Below are 26,724 nucleotides of genomic sequence, written 5' to 3'. Positions count from 1 at the left end.
TTATTCTCCTTTATTTTCTTCTTGTTTTTGTTTGTCTAAGCAGTACATAGCGTGTATTGCGTAGTGAGCTATTTTTTGTAAATCCGTTTTATTTTTACCGCACTTTTTACCAAAGCGGTCAGCGTATTTAATGATGTTGCCTAACGTGTAGGCTAGACCGCGTTCAGGGTCTGTATAGATAAGCTCAGCGGTCTGTAAGGGTTTGGAGGCTGCGTAATGCTGGCTGTATGTATTCTTGATGTAGTCTTCAAGGTCTAATAGGTACTTGGCTTCATCGAACTTAAGAGTGACTTCTTTTGACTTAGTAGGTGTGGGGTAGACCAGCTCAAAATAGGTACCTGACACAAACATACCAGACACACCATTTAACCTTATATGCGGTTCACTCCATATGGTTTTAACATGCGTTACAGTGTAAATTTTGTTGAGGTCTATTTTTAGTGGTCTATACCAAGTGTCATAAGGGGATGTGTATGCAGGTTTTACGGCTACTCTATCGCCAACTTTAAAATTCAAGTGTTTAATGTTTCCTTATGTATTTAAATAGAATGTTAGGGAAAGCGTGAGGAATATTAATTCGGGGGCCATTTGGATAGTCCTAGAAAGTCTTTATGTTTCATATATTTCTCATATTTTTTTGACATCTTTTTTATAGCTATATTGTAGGCTTCTATCTTACCTTTACCTATTTCTTTTTCTGAATCTACATGAGTATAAGCAACTAAACGCTTATCAGGTATGTCTACATAGCAAATAACTGTATAACAACATCTAGGAGCATTGCGTACATGATGAAAACTGACACTACGAATCAGTTTAAAAATTTCGTCTTTATATGCTAAATTTTCGGGGACCATAAAATTACCTCATATGTATCTAGTCCTAGAAACTCGACACTTCTCTTGTACTGCATATAGTAGTCTAAAAGTGTATTGAGTAAGCGGGTGTGTAGTTCTTCTTTTGCCTTTGTAGTGTTTTTTATGTTTATTACTGCATCTTCTGATTTAGGTATATACCTAGTTAGGCTGTGTCTTTTCTCACCCATTTTAATTGCAACTTCAACAAGCATATATTTAGAATTTACATCACTTGTCACTTTTTCTGTCTTGGTTATTAGCGACTCCATTTCTGTCATAAATGCGTCTCTAACCATCACAACCTCCATTTACGTTTAGGCTTGCTTGTGTTCTTTGGTTCTTCTTCTTTTTCTTCCTCTGCTAGCTGAACACAGGCTGCATACTCTGCATGGTTTTCACTAATTTTATATATCTGGAGCAAAGCATCGTGGTAAGCAAAGTCTTCAGATTTCCCCCTTGGAGCACGGACTGGCGCTTTCATCACACCATGACAGGGTGCATTACCTACAAAATATTTTTTATTTTTCAGGCGAATAAGACATATAACTATGTCCTCACGATAAATAAACTCTACGCTGTCAATTAAAGCCTTAATGTCATCAAGAAGTTCACTTCGAGATTTTAAGGAGTCCATAAAATTACCTCTTATTTATCTAGTCCAGTCCCAGTCTGTGTCTAGCATCATGGAACTTTTCATAAGTAGCAGCTAGATGGCCTAACGCTAAATTGTAAGCTTCATCTTTTGGTGTACCTGAGTTGAATCTAAGCTCATGGAAAGGGTGAATCACTACGCATCCACGTACTTGTGCAGCCTTGGGTGTGTCTAGTGTTATTGTACACATGATAGATTCAGTAGCTCTACAATGCCTAAATTCCACCCTCTTAATTAGCTCAAGTACTTTCTCTCTATTTTTTATATTTTCGGGGACCATAAAATTACCTCTTTTTTCTTAAAGTCATAATCACATGCTCTCAAAATGCGAGCACAACGAGCTTGTTCTATTGCATCGTCTTCAGCCAGACCAGCGCGTAAATAGCAGGACACAATTGAGGTCCATGGACTTTCAGACTTGCTCTTAGTCCACCGCTGCTGCGTTGTACCTTTGCGGGGTCCCTTCTTAAATTGGTAGGTGTATGCTTCGAACTTGAGCTTATCTTTCAGCAATTCAACAGCAACACTGTCACCAATACCTGGACAGCCAGGGTAACCGTCCGTTGTATCACCAGTGAGGGTCTGCAGGTAAAAGTGGTAATCTGCGACTTCTTTTGAATTAAATTCCGGCTCTAAGTCACGGTTTGGGTTGTAGATATAAACGTCTGGTATCGTCTTTAAATCTTTATCTTCAGACACAATTATCTTTGTGCAACCACGCTTAAATGCAGGCCATGTAGCCAAAATGCCCATGACATCATCAGCTTCAAGGGAGGGCCTGCGATATATCGTATAATTATCTTCAAGGTATGCGACTGCTGCAGGGTATCCGCACGGCTTAGGGACATCTTTTCGATGGCTTTTATACAGCGGGTAAACTTTCATGCGAAAATTTTCAGTATCAGAGAAACACATAATTACTTCATCCAGCGTGCACGTCTGGCTTATATTCTTTATTTTTACGTCAAGTATTTCTCTGATGCGGCGGGCGTCTGCGTGGTATGTCCACCAATCGTTGCCCCAGTCTATGGTGGTCTGTGCTGCAGCGGCTGCTTGATAAGCTAGTAAATCGGCGTCTAAAAGCCCTATTCGGCTAGACTTCAAATATTAAGGCTCCTTCTTCTTGTTGGTTGTAATAAATACGGCTTACACGGTGGCAGTCTCCTTGTAAATCACGGATATTTAAAACAATGTCTTCAGGAACTCCACAAGTGTGCATGAACTTAAGGCAGTCACTCATAGTAAGCTCGCCATAGCTAGTTAAATCAAAGCTACTGTCGTCTTTTGTTGTAATGAAGCCTGTGTCAGTTAATGTACATTCTTTCATAATTAATCAAAAAGTAAGCTATTAGTTGTTGGGTCATATAGAGCGCTGTCTGCTGGAGTGCCTGCAGGACTACCAAAGCCGTCTATTTCTATATAGCAGTCGTCAGGAATATCATTTTCAGCTAGAAACTGCTTTAAATCTTTTACTTTTATAAGGCCGTCTTCAAGTGCTAATTCAATCATGCAAAGGGGTCCTGTAAAATTGAGGTACGATTAGTTGAGAATGCGTTGATTCCAAGGAAGTGAGGCAGAGGTCTTTGATTATGCATTGCTTTTGAGAATTCATCCTTCACCCAAGCTGTCTTCATTTTCTCAGCTTCTGCTTTTATGAAGTCCTCATATGTCACCTTTTTAAAGGTGTACTTCATGTAGTCGTCTACTAGGATGTCTACAGGGACATGCTTAGGGTCTCCATAGAATGAAGGCGCGCGCACTCCAATAGGTATCAAGCGCTTATATGTTCGCATGTTGACCAAGTTATATGTAACTGGACTGGTCTGTGTAACTCTATAAAAGTCTTTTTCAAAGAGGATTGCGCGACCTTTGACTTCTAAAATATCACCTAACGCAAAAGTCTCAGGCTTCACTCGGTACTTATGGTGTGCATCAAATGATGGGTCTTTTATATCCTCCCATTCATTAGTAACGTTAATATAAAATTGAATAGTTTTACCGTCTTTAAAAGCCTTAATTACTTCCCAATTTTTTTGAATATCTTCACGCGTAGCCATAATTAATTTATTCCTTATTTTTTTATTTAAAAGAATTAATAATGAAGCCTTTTAGACTCAGCTCTCAGGAAATCACAGTATGGTATTTTCTTTAAGGAGACAGTAGAACAGTCACATAAGATGCTCTTAGGGATTTGTAAGCTGCCTCCAGTGAAGTGACCGCCAGCACTCCAACGGTCGCCATCGCGACAACTAATAAGACAGTAGCGTGAAGTATCTGTGCGCACTATTTTAAAGTAGCCCCAAGAACACACGTTGTTAAAGACCTCTACAATGTCACCCAGTGCGTAGGTTTCTTCAGGCTTCACACGGTACTTACAGTTTGCAGTAAATGATGGGTCTTCTATATCCTTCCATGCATAGCAAGTATCTAAACGAAATTGGATAGTTTCACCATTTTTAAATGCTTCAACCTCTTTCCAATGTTTCTTCAAACCTTCACGAGTAGGCATAATTATTTATTCTCCTTTCCATGCTTTAGTAGCTTTTTCATTGTGTTTACAGAGACAAGTCCAGCCTATAAAAAAGGCGAAAATACCTAGAAAAGCTTTAAAGGTTCCTATAGCAATACCTAGCGCTATTGAAACAAGAAAAAATCCTATACAAGCCCATTTATTCGCTAATATGACCTGTTTAATTTCGTCCATAATTATTTGCCTACTCTCTTCTTGTTGTCTTCATGTTGGGTCCAAGCTATACCACCAATGAAGCCAATTCCACATAGTAAAATGCATAAGATAGATATTAAAATTTTAAACGGACTAAATATAAGACCATAAAATACGAAGAATAAAATAATACTTAAAAGAGCTAAGCATAAAGGTTTACACCAGTTGTTTTTATCCATAATTATTTACTTATAGAAAATGTGATTTTTAATAATGACGGTCTGCTGCAGCTCACTGGCCCAGTAGGGCTTAATGTTTACTGTATGATAGTGAGTAGCACCTTTCGTATAATTCGTTTGGTGTCCGCTGAGTACTAGGTCTGCCAGAAGATAAGCCAGTTGACGGGCTTCAGGCTCCAGCATTTCATCAGTCAGAGAATCCGCTGTCCATGCAAATTGGTGTCTCTGATATACCACTGCACACAATGTCGTCGGCCACGAAGATGCTTGGACACGTGCCAGAGTAACCTCTGCTACTGCTAACTGTCCCATAATCCCCTCGCTCCTCGCTTCGTGGTACATGTTCAGAGCTAGACATTCGCGCTCGTCTTGCTGCTGTTCGGCTTTTACAGCTACGAAGACGGGCAATACTAGAAGAATTACGACCACGCATAATTTATCTATCCTTTTAATTATTTATTTTCTCGTTTAGTGAGTTTCTGCCCACGAGTTGCCAATTTTTACACCAGCGGCTAATGGGCACCTGAAATTAAATACTTCTTGTACTTTCTTCATTGCTTGCTTACAGATTTCACCTATTTGCTCTGCGACTTCTTGAGAGCGGCAAGCTATCTGGACCTCATCATGAACCCATGCGCATAAGGCAAAGTCACCATCCCAGCCATGCTTAAGGCCAGCTTCAGCGCACATGTCCTCGATTTCTAAAAGCCAGCGCTTACAGATAACAGCGCCAGCACTTTGTAATAAGTAATTAAGCGCGGTGTAGTCCCGAGCAATAGGAATATGGCGTCCGTCGAGGCTTACAATGTAGCCCTGCGTTTTGACTTTCTCTTTGACTACTTTAAGAAGGCGTTTTAGTGCTGGAAGGTTTTTAAGTAATTTATTTTTATATTTTCTTCCTAGCTTTTTACGCATTTCTGGAGGTGCATCTGGTTTAATTACTGTCCCTGCAAGCTCATCACCACCACCATAAACCAGTAAGTAAACAAAACGCTTTGATATAACATCTCGGGCATATTCATGTTCAGGATTATGTTTATCTCTAACAGTACCTTGGGGGACTAGCTCTAATGCCAGAGTGTTGGTCCAATGGATGTCGCCCGCTTCAATGGCTTTGATGTATTTACCTTTGTCATACCGCGCCATGTAGTGGCCCATGACACGTAGTTCTAGCTGTTCAGCGTCAGAGCCTAGAAGTACCCACCCATCAGGCACAGTGAACAGTGAGCGGCATTCTTTACCATACTCAGCTTTAGTACTTGGTATTTGTCCCATGTTAGGGTTTGAGTGTGCGGCGCGCCCTGTAACAGTACCATTTGGGTTCACATAGCCATGCAAGAAGCTGTCTCGTTCATGGCGTAACCAAGCCTTATCACCTTCTGCTAGCTGGCCTATGCGTTTGTCTATCGTTAAGTATTTGCAGAGAATTTTTGCATGGGGGTTGTTTAAGTGGCTTAAGACGTCCTCATCAATTTTTGGATTACCTTTCTTGGTAAACTTGAGAGGCACCCATCCATATAATTGTTTAAGCCTTAAAATAATTTGTTGGCGGCTTGCAGGATTAAAGACAATACGTGTGAAAGGTGTATATGGTGCACCTTCTACGGGACTAGCTCTTAGTGGGTCCTTATAGTTAATTGTTTTTTGTGGCTTCTTTACTTCTCCTTTTTTATTCCACCAGCCAAAAGTGAATATTAATTCTTTTTTAATATCAGCCCTTTTCTGTGCTAACTGCTGATAAAGTTTTACTGCCTCTTTTTTATTAAAATAGAAACCATTCTGCTCTTGTTTTGCCATGAGCTGAGACATTCGGTTTTCATGGTATAAAGCTTGTGGTGAGTAGTTTTTCTTTTCGAGAAGCTCAACTAAACGCCGCGTCACTACTACGTCTTGCTCACAGTAGGACAGCATCTCTTCAGTAAAATGTGTCCAATCTGTAGATTTACCAAAGGCACCTTTATATTCCTTTAAGCGACAACCCCACGCTTCTAAGCGATGCAGTCCATACCATTTTGGCGGTAGACTATAGTTACCTTTTTGCGCTCTTTTAAAGTCTAAATCTTTCAGGTTGGAATAAATAACACGGCTTTCTGCAATGGAGTCACGAAGGATTCCGCGAGGTTTCCATTTCGGGAAAAGCTTTTCGATAGCTAAAAAGTCGAACCAAAATCCATTATGTGCAATTAATTCATCTGCTTTTTCAAGATAAATAACTGCGTCCACAATATCTTTAGGACGGAATGATAGGCTTTCTTGTGTGTTTTTATCGTAGGTGCAGATGCAGTGTATTTTTGTGAGAGAGTCTAAGAGGCCGTTGGTTTCTATATCAAAAATTATTGAAGACAAGTTTCTCCTTATGGTTATAATGTGAGCAATGTATTAATTCGGTACAAAGGAGTTATCATGGCTAAGGAAGTAACACTAAATATGGCGTTGGACGAATTAAAAGCAGTAATAGAATCTATTGAACATGTAGATTCAGGGTTAGCTACTGCGACTGAAAAAGGAAACATAAGCGCAGAGGAAATCAGGATAATAAAAGAAGCTTTAGTAGAGATAATCGCACCTATACACAAAGCTGCAGAGGCTTTAAACACCTTTAGAAGTCGGACGGGGCCTGCTCTTCATTAGTTGGAAAGTTATAATCCTCTTTAGGCGCTTCAAGCTTCCGGCCAGTCTCTGGATTGTACTGTAGTTTAAAGGTGGTACCTGTAGACTGGCCTGTATATCTATCTTTAAGCACACGAAATGTTGTCAGGTTTTTAATGTCGTTATTTGATGATTGCTGGTCCCGCTCTAAAGCAAAGGTAAAGTTAGCGTATTGGACATTGGCCTTACCTCCTGCGAAGTCGTCAAGCGTTACACGACCACCCTCCTCATGGCTCTTTTTGCCGTCCTTTTTACGTAAATGGGACACGTAATAAAGCGTAAATGGCAGCTCTTTATTTAAATCATTAAGACCACGCATAAACGTTTTTAGAGTGTCTAGGGCGCTACTGTCGCCTACTGCGTCCATGATGTATGTAATGTGGTCCAGATAAACGTGTTTAGCTCCATAGCCCTCAACGCCAATCCTGATGTAGTCTAAGATGTCTTCAGGTTCTGTGTTGCCATCTACCTGATACATGAGCAGGTTTTTAGCGACTAGCTTTCGGGTGTCGTGAAAACGTTGCTTGTCGTACTCTGTGTTGGGGACATGATAAAGCGTTGAGTCTATCTTGCCTGCGATTGTGTTTAAGGTCAGCTCGACATTAGGCTCCTCAAGCAAGAAGGTCATACACTTTTCGCCGTGAACCGCTATGTTATGCGCTATGTCTTCCTTGAGCATGTCTGTTTTACCACAACCAGTCCCTGAGCCAATGGCATACATCTCGTGTACACGCTTACCATAAGTAGCGGCTGTGAGGGTCGGCCAAGGCCACGATAAGCCCATTAATGGGTCTTGGTAGCCGCGTTCTAGGACCTCCTCACCTGTTAGGATACATGAGGGTTTGTAAGGTTTAGCGTTCCAGACAGCGCCAATAATAAGCTTCCCCTCGCCTGCTGTATGAGCTTCGCTGGGGTCTTTATAAGGTAGGGATGCTATACGCGCTTTGGCGCCAAGCAGACGACAAGCGTCTTCAGTAGCTTTTTGCCCTGGCTCATCATTATCGAGCATGAAGATAATTTCTTCGAAGCCATCAAGATAAGCCTTGTTTTCTAATAGGGTCTTTTTGACAGAACCCGCGCCATTCGGGAGAGAGACGACAGGATATTTATTACCTTGAATTTCTGAGACTGTGAGCGCATCTATCTCACCTTCAGTGATTACGAGCTTACGGCCACCGTTGCGCCACGCCTGCCAACCAAAGAAAGGTAGTTGTCTAGCGTTGCCAAGGATAGTAAATGATTTATCGGGGAATCTGATTTTTTGAGCGACAACAGCCAAGGTTTTTGGACACACATAATCAGCTATATGTACTGTCTGGCCTTTGAATTTACCTATACGGTATTTTAATTTACGACAGGTTTCTTCAGATATTTGGCGTTTACGTAGAGCTTTAAATGAGCCTTCAATTAAAGTGCTGCTTTTTTCTATTTTATTTACTCTCCTTTTTTCTTGTCCTCCTACTTTTACATGATAGGTGCAACTTGGTGTGTAACATGTTTTATGGCCGTCGTCGTATACTGCTACGTTATCTCTAGAGCCGCACGCGGGACATTCTTCACGCGCAACTACGGTTGACGACAAGTCCAACGTTGTATTTATCTGCAAGGCTCCTTAACTGCTGCATATCTTTGAGACGTTCATGGGCATCTGGACGGAATCTGTAGGTGTAAATTCCCTCCTCATATCCTGCTATAAAAGGTATTTTGTAGACTTTCTTAAGTGTATCAATGACAGCCGCAAGCCGTAGTATTTTATACCGTGTAAAGGCTTCTACGCTGGAAATGCTGCCATACTTTGCAATGTGGGCAACTACATTCTGTTGTTGGGTCATAAGAAGTTATCTCAAAGGTTATAAACTCGCTACCCTTTTTAACAATGCATTTTCGTATATTAAGGTCAAATACATTGCGGTCGTTAAAACCATAGCGAGCTTGAAGAACATCAATAAAAGGTTTTAATGGGTTATCGACATCGGAAAGCTTACTACTGAAGCCGACAAGTATTTGAAGCTTTAAGGGGCCTTTGGGTATTTCTAAGTCTGGTAAAAGCGCTTTTAAAGCTACGCAATAAGTTCTGTATTTTGCCGTTTTAACTTTCTTAAAGTAGTAAGCTTCGTTAACTGAGAGGGGTTTTATTTGTACTGTAGGCACTTAGAAGTCTTCTGGTTCCTCGTCATCTCCTTCTTCTGGTGTATAGTTATTGTCTGGGGTGTCCTCTTCCCCGCCCTCGGACATCTCGTCTTCTACGCTGTAGCCGTCCTCGTCTTCATCAAAGTCATAAGCGTCTGCGTCAGGTTCGTATGAAGGCTCTTCACGGTGGAATACTTTGACAGCTTCAGGCTGCAATGTGAGTCCTACGCCTAGTGTTGGAGACTGCCAGAAGTAAAAGACAGATGCGAACTGGACCACACTACCCTGCCCGATAAGCACATCTTCCTTAATGATTTTTCCTTTGGAGTCAAAGAGAGCTGGACGCCGTTCAAAGGTGGTGCCGTCTTTCTTGGTTACAGTGGCCTTTAATTTAAATTTAAATGTTACTGTGTCGTCTTCAACTTCATAGGGCATGTCGGCTTTTTTAGGAGGCTTTTTGCCACGCTTAAGCTTGCTTACGACTGTCTGGTAGTTATCTTCATAAGCCTTTTCAATGTTGTCTATAAAACGCTGTGCTTTCTCAAGGGGGACCATGAGAGAGGCAGAGTAGACGCCATCTGCATCGAATTTAGTGTCTGGCTTATTTAATTTTGGATAGGGTCCGAGGATACCGCGAGGGGAGTAATGTTTTTCAAATGCCATTAATGCTTAATTGTTCTCCGTGATTGTCTTTTTGATTTATCGTTTGCTAGCTCTTTTTGTTCTAGCGCTTCTACGTTAATACCATCTTCAAGTAGACGCATAGCAAGGTCTACAGGTAATTGTTGTCCTTTGTCCCAGTAGTGAAGATAGGCAGAAGTTAGGAGCTTCATGCTTGTGTGTCCTTTTAATTATTTATTATTTTTAAAATGAGATTAATTTATGGCTGCTAGCGGTCTGTTGTATTTTTGGGATAGCCAAGTGAGGCCGCGCGCTGTTACCCGTGTACTTTGATAAAGCATTTCTCTGTTGCGTGTGTATGCTGTTTTAACAGTGAAGTAGCCTTTTTCTAGAAAGGGCTGATAGGGAACATTGCTACGTGTTTTGTTGTAAAAGAGTATGCGGGCATCATGAAGACCTTGTATAAAACTGTGTGGTGGTATGTTTAGGAGTTTTGCAGTGTCACGTAAATTCATTGTGCCTCTGGTGGTGACATAATTATCTACAAAGTCTGCTTTAGGCTGCATCTCTGAGACCTGTCCTTGAAGCTCTTTTATAGTCTTATCAGCGACAAGGACAGCTTTAGCCATGATAGTCTCGGGTGTATCTTCAGGGCCTGCTTGGATGTAGCCGCCAGTCTTCCTAATGCTGGGAAGTACTTCGCTAGTTACCCATTTTTTGAATTGTTTAGCTTCGGCTCTCCGGCTTTTAAGTATTGCTGAGTAAAGGCCAGATTCGTTGATGCTAGATAGAACTTGGACTCCACCAAGGGTCTCCACAATTAGGCGACCCTTTTCATCCCCATCTAAAAAGCGGGTCATTTTGGCAGCTTCAGGGTATCCCAAGGCTTTCGCAATATCAGTTGCGACAAACCAAGGTTCACCATTGCGTATGAGGACACGTACAGAGCCAAAGAGTCCATTAGTAAACGTTTGGGCTACAGCGTTCGCGTTAGCATTGTTATTAGTAGACATAATTTTAATCTCATCTATGAGGCTATTTAAAAGAAGGCCCAAGGGTTACTTGGGCTAGTTAAGAGGTTTTAAGCTGTCTTTAAGATGAAAAGTAAGGAGTTTAGGAGATGTCTTAAAGATGGCTTAAGGACTATCTTAGGGTAGGCGTTTTGGTGTATCTATGGTCGGCAGTATTGCTAGCCCACGGCTGGCGCGGGCTGTATTTATATTAGAAGAAAATATTTTACGTACACTTTTTAACCAGTTGTAAACCCTATACTATTCTCATTAATGAGACTTTTATCCGAAACAATATTGAGAATTAAGAATTAAATCAGGGTCCAAGTTTCCTTTTTCTGGTAGTGGAAACTTCTGTGTGTCTTTTATACGCGTAGATAACTGTGCTCTAAATTCTGCAAATACATCATGGTTCTTATATATGCTACTAAATGTATGTCGTATAGCTCTGTGTAAAAGCCCTGCTTTAGCTGCTGTTGTTCCGAAGGAGTCATGGACTAATGCCCAATTTTGTACTTCAGGCGTTGCTAGGACAGTACATAAAAGGTGCGTCGCATCTAAAGAATGAACAAAGTTAGGAGCTATTGCATTGGCTTGCTTTTCTTTATCTATAACTGTTGTCTGTTTCTTTATATAAAAACGCACGCGTTCTTTTCCCAAGAATGACGTATTAACGGCTTTTGACTTTGTTTTCCAATAACTCTGCTCAACAGGGAATCCTAAAAGTGTTTGCCACCTAATAGGCTCACCGTCTTTAGCAACTTCTTTTGCTATCCGTTGAAGCCAGTCCATACCCTGTGCTGCACGGTCTACTGTTGTACATACTGCAGAATATAAAAGATTAGCAAGATACCCTGCAGACACTGCTTGCAGCTTGGAGTCCTCCCATATTAGATAATAAATAGCTTTTTTATTTGAAGCTCCATTTAATGCCTTTTCAATAACACGACTTTTTAATTGCTCTGTAAATCCAAATTGCTTACTCCCATAGGGAAAAGTCATAACTGCATTTTTAGATAATTTTCTTGATGTTTGTTTTTTATCTTTGTCATAGCCAAAGTCAAGCCATGCAAAAGCGCACAGCATTTCAAAGTATAAATCACGTGCTTTCTGTTCTAATTCACTACGTTTTTTAGGCGTTCCATCAGCGTTTTTGCGTTCCTCTTTAACCTGTGTAAGCCACTGTTGGAATGGTGTTTTTATACGGTATTTAGCTTTATTTTCTGTATATAATTTCCTTATTTTATTTTCTATATAATTTGTAACTTCTTTATAATCTAGTGTTTCCCAATCACTTCCAACTATTTCTAAAAGATGTGGACCTACTTTATCAATAACACGCTGATAAATATCTTGTGGTTTATCTGCAGGAATTAAATTAACGGCTGCTGCTGTCTTCTCACAGCGCAAGGCCATACCTAAATGTTGCAAACCTGAACAAGAGCCGTCTAAGGCAACAGGGATATGTGTTATATGGCCTAAACCATCCTTAATGTACCCTGCCCATTCTATAGCGGCTGCCACAGCTTGGAATGGCTTATCTGCATCACACCATTGACGGTAATCATAGGGGTTCTCAGCGACAGCACAGAGCATACTTGAATTATCACTAACCCATTTAACACGGTCTTCAAAAGGTAATTTATCATGTCCCCATACGTTAGCCACATGTATTGCTAACCAATCAACAGCTTCTTGTGTACCTAGAGCTTCACCTTCTGCAAATTCAAGAAGAGCTTTTACATAGTCAGCACCTTGTGGTGATAGCGAGCCATTAGTGACTGGATAGATACGACATCTAAAATCAAACTGCCACGGAAAATAGATTGCTTCATATTTAGCGTACTTCTCAGCCGTGATTAAAATAGAGCATAAAGCCAATCTTTTTGATTTATTTCTTACATTCTGTTCGCAAATATCACGTTTTGCTATCTTCCACTGCTTAAGACTTTCTGTGTTATCTGCGATGTCTGTAGGTTTTTTAGGGTCTTCTATATCTTCTGCAGGAGGTAAACCGCCAAGCGCACTTGAAGTGAGCTGTAAATTCTTAAGTAATTCTAGGATTCTGTAATTAATACGCCATGGTGTAGCTTGTATTTTATTTATCGCTTTATAAATATCAGGCATTTCCGCACTACATAACTTATCTAAATATGCCTTATTTCTTGTTTTTACAAGAGTGATAGGTGGAATATCATTTGTTAAGTAGCCCCCAGTGTATGGGTCTTTCCAAGGAAAGGGAGGGACCACCATAGGTTGATAGACTGCTGATACCTCTAAACAACGTGCATTACATTTATTGATGATATCTAAGCAGTGCTGTGTAGCTTTCACTATGTATTGTGTTTTTCCTTGGCGCTCTCCTAGTAATTCCATAGTGAACATACCCAACTCATAGACACAAAGTTCTATAAGGGCCATGCCTACTTGTGTTGCGTCTTCTTCAGGCCAGAAGATACATTCATGCCCCTCGTTCCCTGCTAGAAAGCTCGCAGTGTATTTTTTTCTAAAATATTGGCCTTTTGTGTCTGTTACTTTCAATATTTTTCGGTGTAATACCTTGTCAGTCTCGCTTAGGTTTCGCATGTCCATTTCTAAAGCAAGTGCATCAGCTATTTTCTTGGCTGCAGGAACAGACCACTTGTGGGCTGTAACGCTGTCTAAAAGCATACGTAAGGTGATGTACGCAATTGTTGGGGAGTCTAAAAGCTCAAGATAAGGTAAAGCGGTATGCCTGCGCCCTGCCCCCTTTCGTGCTTTTTCTTTCCAGTTATCTATGGCTGCAGTCAGTAAAGCGCGTTTTTGAGCAAGAAGATAAGCGCCATAGCTTGTCCCAGTCTCTTCTCCGAACTGTTGTGCTTTCTGGACTAAATCGTTGTAACGCTTGATACCAGCGGCTTTCATTTCCCTTTCAAGGCGGGCTTGGTCTTCTTCAGTACCTTTTATACGTTCGTTCATTTATGCACCTTTCAATCTCATTTATGAGGCTATTAGGTTGTATTTGTTTGATGTATTGTTGTTGTTTCGATAATTGAGATGTGGGAAGCGGAAATTATAGCCTCATATGTGAGACTATAAAAGCTTTTTATTAGAATTGGTGTATATAGGTGGGATTTTCTCCAGTTCAGCACTGAGTTGCAGTTTAAAAAGTGCCACTCAACTGCACTTCAAATGCAACTCAGAGTGCCACCCAACTGCAACTCAAAGTGCAACTGAGCCAGACAGTACGCGGCCTTCAGATGAGTTGCAGTTTTGCATAACTGGAGCAACTTAATAATGACGTTAATACAGATTAAAAGTGAACTCAGAGTGACGTTATTTTTAATCTGTATTAACTCTTTTTTGAATATAAGATAACTTCTGTATGAGTTTGTATTAAGTCTATTCTAAAGTCTCTTTATCTACTTTTTCATAAATAGCCTCAAGTATCCATGCATGTCTGGATGGTTTAGGTCTTCTTGCTTCACGTGCCTTGTCTATCAGTTTTACTTCATCTTCAGTAAGTCTTAGTTGAGTGTATTGGATAGTTTGAGCTTTCTTCTTTTTAGCTTCTTGTGGAACGCTCCCACCTTGCTCAATAAATTCTTCAACATTAGTGGGTGTTTGGGATTGAACTGTTACTGGTTTTCTATTGATACCCATCTAAATTACTCGCCTACGATTTTTAAATTTGACTTTAAAGTAACGTTATAAAAACGTTGGAACAACGTTGTGAATTCATCTTGGGCTTTCTCTGTATTCTTGTTTCGAGAAAGCTCGATAACTCCAAGACCATCAGCACCAGCATTACTAAAGGGTTTTCTATTACCTAACATGATGCCGCTATACTTGAGGATTTCTGATTCAGCTAGGATTTTTGCTGTCTCTAAATTGTCAGTAATTTTTCTAATGTCTGGAGCATTAGTCCAAGCCATGTTGATATAACTGTATGCTTCAAGCTTTGGATTGTACTCTCTAGCACGGCTAATTAAGCCCTCTAACTGTTGTAGAGTCCAAATACCAAAAGACTTTGCCTCGCATGGGACAATAAATAGGTCAGCAATAGCAAGAGCTGCACGTTGGCTAGCTGTGTCACGTCCTCCAGCATCGATAATAATGTGGTCAAACTTCTTGGAGAGTTTTAAAGATTCAGTTCTGACAGCTTGGTCTGATAGTTGCGCAAAAGTAAATGCTGGTTTATCTGAGTGAAGTTCGTTTCTTAAGTTGTTGAAGTCTGTTGTTGTCCCTTGGTCATCCGCATCAACCAAGAAGACACTAGAACTATTTAAGTGTGCAAGCTGTACAGCTAAGTTAATAGCAGTTGTACTTTTGCCTACACCTCCTTTTATACCCCCGACTGCTGTAATCATTGTTAACTCTCTTTTAAGTTAAAAATAACGTTACTATTAAGTTAAGTATAAGTCACTTCAAGTTTAAAGTTACTATACTTTTAAGTTTAAAATAAGTGATTATAAGTTCAGAACAACTTCTTTCAGTTTAACTTAAAATAAGCATGAGTAAAGCAGGTGAAGTATTGAATTTCTTTGGAATGTGACTGGGGAGGGGAGGGCGGTATGGTGGTTTTTTGTGATGATAGGTAAGTCAGTCTTTAGGGCTGGCTATAAGACATTTGAAGTTTATAGCAAGAAGTTATACAGGATGTGCCTTATTTCGTCCTGAGCTTCCCTATGCTGCATTTTTTCTGCTTATGGTATCCAATGGTACTAATTGAACTTAAAATGTCTTATATCTAATCTGATGGCTTTCTAGAGTATTCCTTAATTTGTAATATAAGACAACATCAGTCCATCCCATCAAAATGTTATCAAATTTTTTCTTCCTTCACTATTACGCGTGCGCGTGCATGCGCGGTTTGACTTGTTTTTATTGTTTTTACTTGTTTATCTTGTTTTACCCTCCGCTACAGACCCTATAACTATTGGGCTGTAGCGATTTGATAGATACATATTGTCGCCAGATTTATACATATTGTCGTTAAATCTATACGAATTGTCGATGAATCTATACGAATTGTCGATAAATCTATACATATTGTCGGATGTGATGTACTCTATTTTGAAAGTAGATACATATTGTCGCTAAAAAGGGCTGATTTTGGGCCTAATCTATACATGAGCGACAATATGTATAGATTAAGAGGTAAATTTGGGCACATTTAAAATGGACAGAAAAACTAAAGAGCTTGTTATTAAGCGTAACGAGCTAATAGAAGGGCGCTATAAGTTATCCGCAATGTCTCAAAAGGTGGCTGCTGTTCTAATCAGTCGTGTAAACCCTCATGATAGTATTCTTCCGCAATTTGTCATAACCCGAGAAGAGGCTATTGCTGAATTAGGCATTGCAGAAAGTCAGTATCGTCGTTATATGAAAAAAATAACAACAGAGCTAGCGCATATTGTAATTATTCTTGATGAAGAAAAAGAAGAAACAACAATAAATATGTTTTTAAAAAGTGTCTATGATAAACCTACAGGAAAAGTAACATTTGAGTTTCACCCAGAAATTGAGCCATATATACGCGACTTCCAGCGCAACTTTACACAATACCAGCTCCAGCAAATACGCGAACTAAATTCTAAATACTCTATACGTTTATATGAAATTCTACGCCGTTACCACCCCTTAAGGTGTTCACGCCCAGTGAGTTATTATCAAGTAAGTATTGAAGAACTACGCGGAATGCTTGGAGTTGAAGAAGATAAATACACAACTATTTCTAATTTCAAAAGTAGAGTTATTACATACGCAAAGAAAGAGTTAGAAAAGAAAACAGACCTTAAATTTACTGATGAATATATACGCTGGGGGAGAAAAATAGGAGCTATAAAATTTTGTATTTCACATAATGAACATTTTGAAGCAGTTGAAGGTGATGAAACATTGATACCTGAAGTTTTGCCAGATAGTTATGATGAAGCCATTGCTTTAATTTTAAGTAGTACGGTTCCTGAGCTAGACGAAAACTTTGTTAAGCTGTTAGCTTCAAAGCTCGATGCTGTGGCAGCTTCCCAAGCTTGTCTAAGCTTCAAAAAAGCACAGAATAAAGGAGAAATTAAAGACCCAGCGGCTTACTTTTTGAAAATTTTGGAGAGTCAGAAGGCAGGACAAGAGGCGGGCCAAAGCTCATATGATGATATGGATACTGGTTGGGCTGATAAGCATAAATGGGGAACAGGGGAGGGCTAAAGGCCCGTCTTCCTGATAAACAAAAAACCCCACACAATTAAGTGCAGGGTGTTGGTTTTGGAGATAAATAAAAAGTAATGTTTGGATGGTCTAAGCTTTATTTGTTCAGTGGTTTAAGCCGATTTTCTAGCATTGTTTTTGCTTCATCTGGTACAACATGCTTAGCCATTATTTGATGTTTAAGCTTTGCCACAGCGTTATATAATAAATGTAAGTCGTTTTCTGTCAGGTTATCCACGCCATAATCATGTGTTTTCAGTACTGCACATGCTTCATCTTGTGTTAGTTTAATTTCGTATGTCCCGCCTTCAGTTAGTTCACTGTAGGCTTCAAGGTTCATTATGGGCTCCATAATTTACACTCCTGTAGGGGGGTGGCCAAAGCTCAATAAGACATCTAAGAGAATATTAAAATTAGAAAATAACTAGATGTAGAAGAGGGGAGAGTTAAGTTATACGTGGTGTGGCCATCGCATAAACAGCCTTATCATCACGTGGACCTATCGCTATAACAAGTACAGTTTTTTCTTCCTCATTAACTCTATACACCACTCTGTTAGAGCCTACTCTAATACGACGACAGTTAGTTAGAGGAGAGCGAAGCGGCTCTCCAACAGCGCTTGGTTGCCCATTTTTCAGCTTTTTATCTATCTCTTTTAAAACACGGACGGCTTGCGAATGTCCTATTGCTTTTAAATCATCTCGTATATTCTCATCATAACTAACTTGATATGTCATCCCTCAATCCCATATTCAGACAGTAATTGTTCATGAGATATAGATTTATCTTTATCAAAGTTTTCCAGACGTTTAAGCGCTTCAAGTTCCATCTTTAAGTCGTCAATTTCGTCACAGAGCTTTTCGTATACAGGGACTGAAAGCATTACAGCCGCTGGCTCATTGTTACGCATTAAGACGTACTTATCTTCCTTGTTACTAGCTAAGTCATTTAACAGCTCTTTTGCTGCTCTTGTTACCTTAGTAACAGACACAGCTTGATGTGCTCTTTCAATTAAAGCTGTCATCACCGTACTCTCCATTTCCACCATTCAAACATCACAAAGTATAATAATTATTTGTTTATTATTTGATAATTTAGCGCAATATTATCAGTAAGTACTAATAGTTTCAATGCTACTTAGTTATATAAAAAACGTTTTATATTCTTATGGCATATATAAAGCCTCTTATTGAGGGACAACTGGGATGCTGCCCCCCCCTCCTTCACTCCAGTGTGAAACATACAGTCACATATACCTATTGCACTCCTCTAAAATAAGAGATAACGTGTATTCCACTGCCGCATAGGCAGCTTAGAAAGTGTTTTACTAGATGTAATTTTATACTGCTGAATAAGCAGCTTAGAAAGAGTTTAGTTACGTATTTATGTCTAGATAAGACACTCAAAAGGCCCTCATTCGAGGGCTTTTTCACGTTCATATCTCAATAGATATTGTATGACTTCTGCATTCTCAGTCATGTCCGCAATAGCTGGACTTATCTCATTAAACTCATCATTAGAAATCACTCTAAAAGTTACTGAAAAAGGCTTAGTAGCAGAGACACATTCAGTTATAAGGAATTGGCCTTTTTCATCTTGATACAGCGTTGCTGTAGTATCCCCGTGTACAGCGGAAGATTCAACAATAGCTGTAGCATTATCTATGCGTTGTTGCTCTTCAAAAGTGAAACCACTGTGAATATTCCATTCAGAATCCCACCAACTAGTTATATTGAAAGCGTCTTCTAAGCGACTTATATAAACGCCTTCTTCTACTGGTTGATTAGATGTTGATTGGGCATAATAAAGTGCAGGTTTAAATTTATTATTTTGATTACCAATAATACCTAAAATGTGGTCGTTTTTTCCTGTTAAATTATAATCGTCGTCTTCATCATCGTTACCTTCTAAAATAGCGCTAATTACAATTAATTTGTATTCATCAGAATCTGGTGAATAAAAGTGTGGTTCAACGTCTATTTCTCTAGCTGCTACAGCTTTTCGTAATTCACCAAGAGTCTGAATATTTGTACTCAATACATCATTTAAAATTTCTTTTTGTTGTGTCATTTCTACTCTCCTGTAGTCTTTGTTTTATATTACACGTTGTTGTTCTAAGCCATCCACAAGCTTGTAGTAAGAATCTTCTTCAAGATGCGCGTAGACTGCTGTTTGCTGCATTTTTGAGTGGCCTAGCCACTGCTGGACCTCAATCAGACTAGCGCCTACAGATATAAGACGGGTTGCGCATGTATGGCGTGTACAATGAAAAACGAAGTCTTTATCATGCTCTAAGTTCATTTGAGTGCGGAGCTTTGCCCAGGCTATTGAGATTTTCTTAGCTGTCCAGTGAGCAGGCCATAAGCTAGCTTTTTGCTTTCTTTTTTCTAAGATACCTTGCACACGCTTGGTGATAGGTACAGCCCTATTCTTACCGCTTTTGGTTTCCCAGAAAATAACCTTTTTGTTGTCTATATCCTGCTTTTTCAGGTTGAGGATTTCTGAGAGACGGCCACCTGTATCAATAGCCACACTGATAAAATCTGCTAAATCTTGGCTAGCTAGCTCAAGTATTTGGGCTTCTTCATCAAATGATAGGTAACGCTTACGGCCATCTCTCTGAGCACGTTCACGCTTAAAGTGTGGCATCTCAGTTAGATAACCACGCTCAAATGCGTAGCGTAACATCTGATGTAGTACAGCAAGTTTCCTATTAATTGTAGTCGGTTTGTTTCCCTCTCTTTTACAGCTAGTTATAAAAGAGTCAATGGTAATGATGGTCACTTGAGATACTGGCAGAGCAGGTCCTAACTTTTTAATTATCTGTAGTCCTGTCCTAGTCTGTACTGTTTCTGACCTAGTACCCGCCCACAGACGGGCGGATGTAAGGTCTAAGAGTTCGCTAAGTGTTAGCGCATTATTACTTTTTGCAGGAAAAGGGACTACATTATTTCCTGCCTTTATCGCCAAAAGTCTCGCATGTTCTGCGAGTGCTTCTTTTTTAGATGCACAAGAAAGACGTGTACGGCCATCTTTTAAATACACGTCTACTTGCCACCTATTGCCACGTTGACGTATGGACATAAGTCACCTGTATTAAGTGTGATAGGTAAATTGTAAGAAGGAAAGGAGAAAAAGAGGTTAAGGGAATTGCGCACAACAGGGGAGAAGAAAGAACAGTGAGAGCAGTATATTACTAACTCCCACAAGACAAATATAATAATAATAAAGGCACTTACTAAAGGCGCTCTGTAAGCTGAGTTACAAAGGCTTTTCCTTTTTCTGATAACTGCAATATATTTCTACGCTTATCTGTAGGGTCAGGCATTGTTTCAACTAGTTTATAGCCTGGCTTACCATTTAGCCGGCGCTCGCCTAAGTCTTGAACCGCTCGCATCCCTGACGACCGCGCCCCACCAACACATTCCTGTACCTCTGTTGTGCCGATACCTGGATGCGCTGCCACCGCTAACAAAGATGTATAATGCAATAGAGTCATATCTGGGTATGTATCGAGTACATCTTTAGCTTGTTGAAATAAGCGTAAAGCTTTAAAACCCCTCATAGTGTGCCGCCTCTAAATAAATCCCGAATGCCTTTAATATATTTGCTTGCGCTTTTTCACTACAATTTAACCGTAGCTCTCCCCAAACGCAAATTATTTGTATCAAATATGAGACTATTATACAAAGGTGTTAACTACGTACAGCTTCACTTATAACGTTATCAATGTCAGTATTTTCGGGCCTTAGACCAATCCAAGCAGCATCAGTTAGTTTAAGCAACATGAAGGACTCAGCTCGTATGTTAGACAATTGGTTATATAGCTCTGTCGTAATTGAGTACCATTCTGTAAAGCCTTTATATTCCTCTTCAACCCCCAAGAAAGGCAACACAATACACTCAACAAGATACGTTTGGTGTTGCATGACTCCTTCCAATACGTTTGCACTCATTAATTTATTACTCCTTGTAAACCTCGGACGGCAAAAACTGACTGTTTTGTGCGCTATGTAACATAAATTAATTCAAACGCAAGTTCTAGGGGAAATTGTTCATAATATATAAATTTCTTTTAATATACGCGTATATAAAACACATTTCGTATATTAAATACTGTCGTGCACTTCTCTACACCAACCGTAGTGAGTGCTTTGTAGCTTTATACTGTACATCTATATAGTGCTCCATATTAATCATTAATTAAGTGTCCACCAATTGATAGTTGTTTTTTATCGATAGTTCCTATACATAGTCCTCCTATATAAATTTCACTGTCAGGTAGCTTGTGATAAGGCATGTAGACGCGAAAAAATCGTATCAAAAGTGCAAATGTCCAGCCGCCAAGTGGCGCATTAAGGATGCCATATGGCATAGTTGTGTCGTTTACATGGTAAACTTGTATCTGTGTTTCGCCGTAGGTTTGAAGGACATCATTAATTAAAGCAATATCCAAAATACCTAAAGATGAGACAGATTTAGAATCATTTTTAATTGTATTTAACATCCTTTTGTACTCCTTTACTTGCACGCAAAATAGTGACCGTGATGCTTATAGAACGTGCCATCTTGAAGTAAATCATAAGGTATAAATACATTCAAGGATGGTCCTAAATAACTCTGCTTTAGTCCCTTTAATGAGACTATATCCTGAAAAGAAAAGCCAGACTGTAGGCAGCCCTCTAAAATTGTCTGTGCTTGGTCACCGTGAATTTCTTCAAGATGTATTAAGGTCGTTTGCCACTTAAAGTATGTCTCGTTGACTCCCTCATTTGTCACTATGAACCTGTCAGGTATAGAGGACCACGATAAAGGTGCAGCGTTTCTAAGGAGCTTGTCGTCTTCCTCGTCGTATACCGCTGAGATGGCGTCTAGCCAGCACGTAACGGCTTTTAGATACTGTTCATGTGTCTTGTAGCTGTCTAAGTAAAATGTGTTGTGAATGAGTGTGTCGCGTTTAATGCTGTCTTGCACAGAGTAAAGTGTTATACTGCGCATATTGTCAGCTCCTTTGATAAGGATTTGATGATAGGTAAATTCGAGCGCTTTTAGTGATGTTTAAGCGCTCTTTTTTATAAACTGCGTAAGGTTTTTATCTTTAAAGTACTGACTACCAATACCCTAACTCTTTAGCCCGCTCTTGTATTGCTTCATAAAATAAGGTGGCTTTTTCTGGTGGTATTTCTGGTGAGCTTCCGCTTTTAGCTTCTATCAATTTTCTGCTTAGCTCAACTAGGCGATTGCAGTTAGCTGCTTCCGTAATCTGCACTGACAGAGCTTCAGCAGGTGTGAGCATGTTCATGGTGATAAATCCTTTTATAAAAATAAATGCTTATTAAATCGGTGGCCGTAGAAATAGTTATTTTTATAGACTGCGTAAGGTTTTTTCTCTTCAAAGCTACCAACGGCGTCACTAGATGAGCACGCTTGATAATTTAAGAACTCTTTAAGCGTCTCGAAGTATCCTATGTATGTGTGGCTGTTGTAGATACTATGCACTACTGTTTGTTGGGCTAACTCTCTTCTCACATTTTGCTCTATAAAAAAGCTCTTCTTTAGCTTTACAAATGGACAACTAGCAACAAAATGTTGTTCGGGAACGGCCTTACAGTCAGCTACAAGCCAGTCAGTACGCGTGATGCCGTCGTTAAGCTCATCTGTGAGACTAGATAACCAGTCTTTTATAGCTGCTTCGTGCTCCTCAAAGCTGGTGAAGAACGTTAAATCAAAGGTTTTCTCATGATACTTATATTGTAAGTAGTCAGTCAGTGAGTAATAAGTTACTGAAGCCATTTTATTGCTCCTTATTTATTCTTGATGATAGGTATTTATTTACTTCTGTTATTTATTTTGTAAAACGTCGAGGTCTTATCAGTTCGATTAAGACACGCGTTGTCTTACTAACCTAATTGTTAAGGAGCTACTAAGAGATAGGGTTAGGCATCTTGGCGCTAACTGTCGGCTATCTCCCGCCTTGTTTGTTGCAGCTCTTAAGGCTGAGCTTTTAAGAGTCTTTCGGACTCCTTTTGACCACACTTATCGAGAACCTTTTAGGTGACATTAAGTGTATTTAAGAAAGCATTTAGGGTTTATTTTATACTCTTTCGCTTTGCCCCTAAGAGTTATAGGAAATACTTTCTTGTTGTCGTTTATTCGTGTCCGTTGACTTGCTATTTAAGTTAGCAAAATTAATTTTAATCGTCAACAAAAAACAGGAATAAAAACATAAATAAATAAAAGAATTTAAACGGACCCAACATTAACTATTTAATGCAGCCAGTTATATAGAGAAGGATGTCATTGTGACGATGGAAGAAACCTATTGTGTTTTCCATCACCAGCAATCACGCGGCCTGCAGCCTTGTATGTGACTAAAGGTGTGACTATTAGCGTGTGCTAATGGTGACTTTCGCGGGACCCAAGGGGGGATTTTTGCGCGGCTGAATAATTAAAAGGCTACACGAATTTTTCCGCCAAAATTATTCTGGATTATTTATAATTAATTTCCTTTTTAATTTCTTCAAGAATTCTTTTTGCTTCGTCTGTCAAAAATAAACACCAAGCATTTGCATTAGAGGGACTAACTTCACGATAAATGTATCGCTTACCGGCAGCGCCATCAGCACCTTCGGCTAAACGGCGGACACCTTTGGATAGCGTGGAGAACATCGTGTGAAAGTCTTCAAGATGTCCACGGCCTACGATGTCTTGCAAGGTTGCGCCCTCGTTCAACTCGATAGCTAACAGGATTTCAAGCTGTAGCAATGTTAAGTTGTATTGGGACAATATTAAGCGTAGGTCTCTAAGGTCTCTTAAGCGCATCTCTAATGTATCTTAGGCAATAAATGTTGTGGCGTATTTTTATTTATTAACACAAGAAACACAATCAAAGAGTGTACTTAATGTAGTTTATGACTACTTCAAGTGTCTTATGTACATAAGGGTCTTGAAAGAAGCATAAAGCAGCATTAAGAACAGCTCTATGATTGATTGTGTCTGCTTACCTTGAGGTGGTGTATCTTAGAGATATCTTTAGGTATCTTAAAGACTATCTTATAGATATGTTAGAGACTGGCCTGGGGTATCTAAGGTCGGCAGTATTGTCAACCCCCGTCATTACTGGTCTAGACGTATATTAGCAAAAAATATTTTACGTTCACTTTTTAACCAATTTTGAACCTACGACACCCACGTTCTACGTTCATTTTTGAAACCAAATAAAAGCAAGTCGTCAGCCTTAGCAAACTCATCCTCTAGCAACTCCTGTCGTACGTTCTCAGCCTCTTTTTTAGAGTCCATGGACATCTGCTCTACCCAGTACCTAACAGCCCCTGAGACGGCCTCTAAGCGGTCGTCGTGCTTCAGTGCTCCACGGTCTTTAGTCAACCGTGTTAGCTGGTAAAAGAGCGAGTACTTTTCACGGCCTTGTGTCTCTTGATAATCCTTTTCAATAAGTTGCTGGGACACAACAAGTCGATGTTGATTTAAAACGGGTTCAAGCGAATCAATGATACGTAGCTCTTTCTGACCAGACGACCTTTCATTTTCAATTTGGCAATCATGTGTCTTACGTAAATACGGCTTCAGTAGCGCTGTGAACATGCCATCGCCGAAATTGTCCTCAACCTTGATGTAATTGACACGATGCTGCTTAGCGATGTCTGCGAGGCCTTGTAGCGTCTCCTCGTCGTATCCCTTTTGGAAGCCGCCAGCGTCCATGAGGTACAGAAAACCATGCAAGAATTTTACAACGGCATAGCCAGTCTCATCAGCTCCACGGCCTGAAGGGTCAATAAACATCATGGTCCCTGTGTACTCTGCGGTTTCCTCAGCCCTCCACATGGGGTGATAGAAGCGGTCGCCGTCTAACCCAATGGTAGGGACATCAACAGTCTCTGAAGTGCTCCATGATAGGTCTATAGGCGCTCTGCGGGGGTCTAGGGACATCACAATAAAGTCAGCAAGCTTCAGCGGGTATCTGTCCGCATCACCTAAGCGTGTGTCTAACATAAATTGCATAGCGAAAGTGTTTTCACCAGTGGACACACGGCGGACTCGCAGCTCTGCATCTGTAAAGCGTGTAGGCTCTGTTGAATGGCCGACAAGCTTATCATTGCGCAGTACTGCGTCTGTAATGAAAGGGGCAAGGGAGTCTTTCCAGTTATCAAAGTCTTCTGGAGCAGGGTATAAAGCAGGCCAAACACGTACATCATAACCGCTATCTTCACGCAACTTGTTGTACATTGACATTTCTGTCTGTGGTGTACCGAGGAATGTAATTTCAGAAGTTGGTAGAGGCTTTAAGATGGACTCAAAGTCTTTCACTGAATGGATGAGCTTATCGCGTCTGTCCTGTGTAATAACGTTGTTAGCAACCTCTACGTCGTCTGCAATGATGATGTCGGCACGTGAGCCTACAATCTGGCCTGTAATCCCTGCTGTGGTTACTGATGGCTGCTGGTCAGGGACAGCGGGACCAACATCAAAGGCTAAGTTACTGTCCCTCTGATTTCGCCCTGGCTTGAGTACATTTAAAAAAGGTATGTCATTAATTAAACGCTTCATGAAGACAGCAAAGTGATTTGCACGGGGCTTTGATGCAGACACTACAAGTATTTTTATTTGTGGATTTTGAAACAAACGCCATAAAACATAAGCTGATGTAATCCAGCTTTTAGCCACACCACGAAAGCCCATAATTATCTTACGATTTGGTCCTGCCTGCAGATAGGCTGCAATATCTTTTTGAATAGGTGTAGGCGTGGGTAATCTTAAATATTTCCAAAGAATCGCTAGGAAAAATACAAAATTCGTCTTTAATTTATGCTCTAGTTCTTTTTCTTTTTTTGTCATTAATTAATTGAGGTGGGAACAAAAAGGGAGCACAAAGCCCCCTAATTGCTTTTAATGGGTGGGAGTATAATTATCGAATTCGTCTTCGTCGTACTCGGCAGCTTTTGCGGCTAAGTCCCCGAATGATGAGCCTTGACGGGGTGTATCGGTGATGTGGTTGTCTTTAAGAAACTGACGGATAACGTTAAGCTCTGCGGCTGTAACTTCGTTACTATCTAATTTGTCTGTGAGTTTTTTAGCTAAGTCGTGATGTAAATCTGCGAGTAATTGTTCAATTGTTTTTTGTGTCAATATTTCCTCTTTAAATTAATGAGCCATCAGGACGAAATTCAATAATAATTTCTTCTCCAAGGGCTGATAAATAGATTAAATCGAGGTAGCCATTTTCGGCTTCATTTACTGTATATACTATATTTGCAGACTTTAGGCGGTCCTCAAAAGTACTTAAATCGTCTTTACGCACCGATAGTCTCCTTTTCAACCACCTTAATAATTTCATCATCAATTTTATTATCTGTTCTTTTTGCTAACTCTTTTAGTAAAGTTAATACTACTTTTTTAACTAATTTTGTTGCTATAAATCGTAGAAATAAACTAGTCATTTCTTCTCCATCCTCTATTTTCTTTTTGGGTTTTTATTCGTAGGTTTTTTAGTGAATTATTTTTGGGGTTACGGTCCTTGTGGTCCACATCTTTACCGTCCCCTTTAGCAGCTCGACCTGCCTTAATCATCAAGCGCCGCGCTGCATTGCGCGATGCACGGCGTTTTTTCTGAGCGGGTTTACTGTGATATTCTCGGTATTCTTTTTTATAATTCCGGTCGCGTTCCAAAGACCTCAGCCTCAATTAATGCTGTACGCTT

At 39.9% G+C, this 26,724-nt stretch carries 39 protein-coding genes; 2 read left to right on the top strand and 37 right to left on the bottom strand.

Annotation, left to right across the window (positions count from 1 at the left end; translation table 11 throughout):
- The 12 genes from ACQ96U_RS25765 to ACQ96U_RS25710 all read right to left on the bottom strand — a co-directional run bounded on the left by ACQ96U_RS25765 (window position 1) and on the right by ACQ96U_RS25710 (window position 6,759).
- Window positions 1-516 carry a DUF3310 domain-containing protein gene (locus ACQ96U_RS25765; protein WP_431724155.1) on the bottom strand — a complete coding sequence of 172 codons (516 nt, stop codon included), beginning with the start codon at window positions 514-516 and terminating at the stop codon, window positions 1-3.
- Window positions 517-572: 56 nt separating this feature from the next.
- Window positions 573-857, bottom strand: coding sequence for a hypothetical protein (locus ACQ96U_RS25760; protein ID WP_431724154.1), 285 nt, complete (start codon window positions 855-857; stop codon window positions 573-575).
- A complete protein-coding gene (locus ACQ96U_RS25755; RefSeq protein WP_431724153.1) occupies window positions 839-1,153 on the bottom strand; it encodes a hypothetical protein in 315 nt (104 codons plus the stop codon). Before ACQ96U_RS25755 ends, ACQ96U_RS25760 begins: the two co-directional genes overlap by 19 nt.
- Window positions 1,153-1,491 carry a hypothetical protein gene (locus tag ACQ96U_RS25750; protein WP_431724152.1) on the bottom strand — a complete coding sequence of 113 codons (339 nt, stop codon included), beginning with the start codon at window positions 1,489-1,491 and terminating at the stop codon, window positions 1,153-1,155. Before ACQ96U_RS25750 ends, ACQ96U_RS25755 begins: the two co-directional genes overlap by 1 nt.
- Before the next feature lie 279 nt (window positions 1,492-1,770).
- Complete coding sequence (locus tag ACQ96U_RS25745; RefSeq protein ID WP_431724151.1) at window positions 1,771-2,613, bottom strand: hypothetical protein; 843 nt, start codon at window positions 2,611-2,613, stop codon at window positions 1,771-1,773.
- Entirely contained in the window at window positions 2,603-2,836 is a 234-nt protein-coding gene (locus ACQ96U_RS25740) for a hypothetical protein (protein WP_431724150.1), read from the bottom strand. Before ACQ96U_RS25740 ends, ACQ96U_RS25745 begins: the two co-directional genes overlap by 11 nt.
- 2 nt (window positions 2,837-2,838) lie before the next feature.
- Window positions 2,839-3,018, bottom strand: coding sequence for a hypothetical protein (locus tag ACQ96U_RS25735; protein ID WP_431724149.1), 180 nt, complete (start codon window positions 3,016-3,018; stop codon window positions 2,839-2,841).
- On the bottom strand, window positions 3,015-3,566 hold the full coding sequence (locus ACQ96U_RS25730) for a hypothetical protein (protein ID WP_431724148.1): 552 nt from the start codon (window positions 3,564-3,566) through the stop codon (window positions 3,015-3,017). The genes ACQ96U_RS25735 and ACQ96U_RS25730 overlap by 4 nt, the downstream gene beginning before the upstream one ends.
- Before the next feature lie 35 nt (window positions 3,567-3,601).
- The gene (locus ACQ96U_RS25725; RefSeq protein ID WP_431724147.1) at window positions 3,602-4,018 is read right to left on the bottom strand and encodes a hypothetical protein; all 417 of its coding nucleotides are present in this window, start codon (window positions 4,016-4,018) and stop codon (window positions 3,602-3,604) included.
- 6 nt (window positions 4,019-4,024) lie between these two features.
- Window positions 4,025-4,213, bottom strand: a complete 189-nt coding sequence (locus tag ACQ96U_RS25720; protein ID WP_431724146.1) for a hypothetical protein — start codon at window positions 4,211-4,213, stop codon at window positions 4,025-4,027.
- A gap of 206 nt (window positions 4,214-4,419) precedes the next feature.
- On the bottom strand, window positions 4,420-4,725 hold the full coding sequence (locus tag ACQ96U_RS25715; RefSeq protein WP_431724145.1) for a cell wall hydrolase: 306 nt from the start codon (window positions 4,723-4,725) through the stop codon (window positions 4,420-4,422).
- A 156-nt stretch (window positions 4,726-4,881) separates the two neighbouring features.
- Window positions 4,882-6,759, bottom strand: a complete 1,878-nt coding sequence (locus tag ACQ96U_RS25710; RefSeq protein ID WP_431724144.1) for a DNA polymerase — start codon at window positions 6,757-6,759, stop codon at window positions 4,882-4,884.
- A 57-nt stretch (window positions 6,760-6,816) separates the two neighbouring features.
- Here ACQ96U_RS25710 and ACQ96U_RS25705 point away from each other — a divergent pair, with 57 nt between their 5' ends.
- Window positions 6,817-7,044: a hypothetical protein gene (locus ACQ96U_RS25705; RefSeq protein WP_431724143.1), complete on the top strand. Its 228-nt coding sequence runs from the start codon at window positions 6,817-6,819 to the stop codon at window positions 7,042-7,044.
- On the opposite strand, the gene ACQ96U_RS25700 is transcribed toward ACQ96U_RS25705, so the two are convergent.
- The 8 genes from ACQ96U_RS25700 to ACQ96U_RS25665 all read right to left on the bottom strand — a co-directional run bounded on the left by ACQ96U_RS25700 (window position 7,013) and on the right by ACQ96U_RS25665 (window position 15,172).
- The gene (locus ACQ96U_RS25700; RefSeq protein WP_431724142.1) at window positions 7,013-8,644 is read right to left on the bottom strand and encodes a toprim domain-containing protein; all 1,632 of its coding nucleotides are present in this window, start codon (window positions 8,642-8,644) and stop codon (window positions 7,013-7,015) included. The genes ACQ96U_RS25705 and ACQ96U_RS25700 overlap by 32 nt on opposite strands.
- Window positions 8,619-8,894, bottom strand: coding sequence for a helix-turn-helix domain-containing protein (locus ACQ96U_RS25695; protein ID WP_431724141.1), 276 nt, complete (start codon window positions 8,892-8,894; stop codon window positions 8,619-8,621). The genes ACQ96U_RS25700 and ACQ96U_RS25695 overlap by 26 nt, the downstream gene beginning before the upstream one ends.
- A 319-nt stretch (window positions 8,895-9,213) precedes the next feature.
- Window positions 9,214-9,855 carry a hypothetical protein gene (locus ACQ96U_RS25690; RefSeq protein WP_431724140.1) on the bottom strand — a complete coding sequence of 214 codons (642 nt, stop codon included), beginning with the start codon at window positions 9,853-9,855 and terminating at the stop codon, window positions 9,214-9,216.
- Entirely contained in the window at window positions 9,855-10,025 is a 171-nt protein-coding gene (locus ACQ96U_RS25685) for a hypothetical protein (protein ID WP_431724139.1), read from the bottom strand. The genes ACQ96U_RS25690 and ACQ96U_RS25685 overlap by 1 nt, the downstream gene beginning before the upstream one ends.
- A gap of 42 nt (window positions 10,026-10,067) precedes the next feature.
- A complete protein-coding gene (locus ACQ96U_RS25680; protein WP_431724138.1) occupies window positions 10,068-10,826 on the bottom strand; it encodes a phage antirepressor KilAC domain-containing protein in 759 nt (252 codons plus the stop codon).
- A gap of 279 nt (window positions 10,827-11,105) precedes the next feature.
- Window positions 11,106-13,781 carry a DNA-directed RNA polymerase gene (locus ACQ96U_RS25675; protein WP_431724137.1) on the bottom strand — a complete coding sequence of 892 codons (2,676 nt, stop codon included), beginning with the start codon at window positions 13,779-13,781 and terminating at the stop codon, window positions 11,106-11,108.
- Window positions 13,782-14,204: 423 nt separating this feature from the next.
- Window positions 14,205-14,465, bottom strand: a complete 261-nt coding sequence (locus tag ACQ96U_RS25670) for a hypothetical protein (RefSeq protein ID WP_431724136.1) — start codon at window positions 14,463-14,465, stop codon at window positions 14,205-14,207.
- A gap of 5 nt (window positions 14,466-14,470) precedes the next feature.
- A complete protein-coding gene (locus ACQ96U_RS25665) occupies window positions 14,471-15,172 on the bottom strand; it encodes an AAA family ATPase (RefSeq protein WP_431724135.1) in 702 nt (233 codons plus the stop codon).
- A 796-nt stretch (window positions 15,173-15,968) separates the two neighbouring features.
- On the opposite strand from ACQ96U_RS25665, the gene ACQ96U_RS25660 reads away from it, so the two are divergent.
- Window positions 15,969-17,009, top strand: a complete 1,041-nt coding sequence (locus tag ACQ96U_RS25660; RefSeq protein ID WP_431724134.1) for a replication initiation protein — start codon at window positions 15,969-15,971, stop codon at window positions 17,007-17,009.
- Window positions 17,010-17,106: 97 nt separating this feature from the next.
- Here ACQ96U_RS25660 and ACQ96U_RS25655 read toward each other — a convergent pair whose 3' ends face one another.
- The 17 genes from ACQ96U_RS25655 to ACQ96U_RS25575 all read right to left on the bottom strand — a co-directional run bounded on the left by ACQ96U_RS25655 (window position 17,107) and on the right by ACQ96U_RS25575 (window position 26,693).
- Window positions 17,107-17,361, bottom strand: coding sequence for a hypothetical protein (locus ACQ96U_RS25655; RefSeq protein WP_431724133.1), 255 nt, complete (start codon window positions 17,359-17,361; stop codon window positions 17,107-17,109).
- Between the two features lie 94 nt (window positions 17,362-17,455).
- Window positions 17,456-17,746, bottom strand: a complete 291-nt coding sequence (locus tag ACQ96U_RS25650) for a type II toxin-antitoxin system RelE family toxin (protein ID WP_431724132.1) — start codon at window positions 17,744-17,746, stop codon at window positions 17,456-17,458.
- Entirely contained in the window at window positions 17,743-18,036 is a 294-nt protein-coding gene (locus ACQ96U_RS25645) for a hypothetical protein (RefSeq protein WP_431724131.1), read from the bottom strand. The genes ACQ96U_RS25650 and ACQ96U_RS25645 overlap by 4 nt, the downstream gene beginning before the upstream one ends.
- Window positions 18,037-18,422: 386 nt before the next feature.
- The gene (locus ACQ96U_RS25640; RefSeq protein WP_431724130.1) at window positions 18,423-19,079 is read right to left on the bottom strand and encodes a hypothetical protein; all 657 of its coding nucleotides are present in this window, start codon (window positions 19,077-19,079) and stop codon (window positions 18,423-18,425) included.
- A 24-nt stretch (window positions 19,080-19,103) separates the two neighbouring features.
- Window positions 19,104-20,093 carry a tyrosine-type recombinase/integrase gene (locus ACQ96U_RS25635; protein WP_431724129.1) on the bottom strand — a complete coding sequence of 330 codons (990 nt, stop codon included), beginning with the start codon at window positions 20,091-20,093 and terminating at the stop codon, window positions 19,104-19,106.
- A gap of 154 nt (window positions 20,094-20,247) precedes the next feature.
- A complete protein-coding gene (locus tag ACQ96U_RS25630) occupies window positions 20,248-20,574 on the bottom strand; it encodes a hypothetical protein (protein ID WP_431724128.1) in 327 nt (108 codons plus the stop codon).
- 130 nt (window positions 20,575-20,704) lie between these two features.
- The gene (locus tag ACQ96U_RS25625) at window positions 20,705-20,965 is read right to left on the bottom strand and encodes a hypothetical protein (protein ID WP_431724127.1); all 261 of its coding nucleotides are present in this window, start codon (window positions 20,963-20,965) and stop codon (window positions 20,705-20,707) included.
- A 236-nt stretch (window positions 20,966-21,201) separates the two neighbouring features.
- Complete coding sequence (locus ACQ96U_RS25620; RefSeq protein WP_431724126.1) at window positions 21,202-21,516, bottom strand: hypothetical protein; 315 nt, start codon at window positions 21,514-21,516, stop codon at window positions 21,202-21,204.
- Window positions 21,517-21,530: 14 nt separating this feature from the next.
- Window positions 21,531-22,007, bottom strand: a complete 477-nt coding sequence (locus tag ACQ96U_RS25615) for a hypothetical protein (RefSeq protein ID WP_431724125.1) — start codon at window positions 22,005-22,007, stop codon at window positions 21,531-21,533.
- A gap of 112 nt (window positions 22,008-22,119) precedes the next feature.
- Complete coding sequence (locus ACQ96U_RS25610; protein ID WP_431724124.1) at window positions 22,120-22,311, bottom strand: hypothetical protein; 192 nt, start codon at window positions 22,309-22,311, stop codon at window positions 22,120-22,122.
- Between the two features lie 14 nt (window positions 22,312-22,325).
- Window positions 22,326-22,802, bottom strand: a complete 477-nt coding sequence (locus ACQ96U_RS25605) for a hypothetical protein (protein ID WP_431724123.1) — start codon at window positions 22,800-22,802, stop codon at window positions 22,326-22,328.
- 696 nt (window positions 22,803-23,498) lie between these two features.
- Window positions 23,499-23,831, bottom strand: coding sequence for a hypothetical protein (locus tag ACQ96U_RS25600; protein WP_431724122.1), 333 nt, complete (start codon window positions 23,829-23,831; stop codon window positions 23,499-23,501).
- A 357-nt stretch (window positions 23,832-24,188) separates the two neighbouring features.
- Complete coding sequence (gene terL, locus ACQ96U_RS25595; RefSeq protein WP_431724121.1) at window positions 24,189-25,862, bottom strand: phage terminase large subunit; 1,674 nt, start codon at window positions 25,860-25,862, stop codon at window positions 24,189-24,191.
- 51 nt (window positions 25,863-25,913) lie between these two features.
- Window positions 25,914-26,153, bottom strand: coding sequence for a hypothetical protein (locus ACQ96U_RS25590; protein WP_431724120.1), 240 nt, complete (start codon window positions 26,151-26,153; stop codon window positions 25,914-25,916).
- A gap of 10 nt (window positions 26,154-26,163) precedes the next feature.
- A complete protein-coding gene (locus tag ACQ96U_RS25585) occupies window positions 26,164-26,325 on the bottom strand; it encodes a hypothetical protein (protein ID WP_431724119.1) in 162 nt (53 codons plus the stop codon).
- A complete protein-coding gene (locus ACQ96U_RS25580) occupies window positions 26,318-26,464 on the bottom strand; it encodes a hypothetical protein (protein WP_431724118.1) in 147 nt (48 codons plus the stop codon). The genes ACQ96U_RS25585 and ACQ96U_RS25580 overlap by 8 nt, the downstream gene beginning before the upstream one ends.
- On the bottom strand, window positions 26,457-26,693 hold the full coding sequence (locus ACQ96U_RS25575) for an HNH endonuclease (protein WP_431724117.1): 237 nt from the start codon (window positions 26,691-26,693) through the stop codon (window positions 26,457-26,459). Before ACQ96U_RS25575 ends, ACQ96U_RS25580 begins: the two co-directional genes overlap by 8 nt.
- Window positions 26,694-26,724 lie beyond the last annotated feature (31 nt).

Origin of the sequence: Zooshikella sp. RANM57 (genome assembly GCF_050749885.1) — a bacterium.
Classification (GTDB): Bacteria; Pseudomonadota; Gammaproteobacteria; order Pseudomonadales; family Zooshikellaceae; genus Zooshikella.
This window is presented reverse-complemented; position numbering and strand designations above follow the sequence as displayed.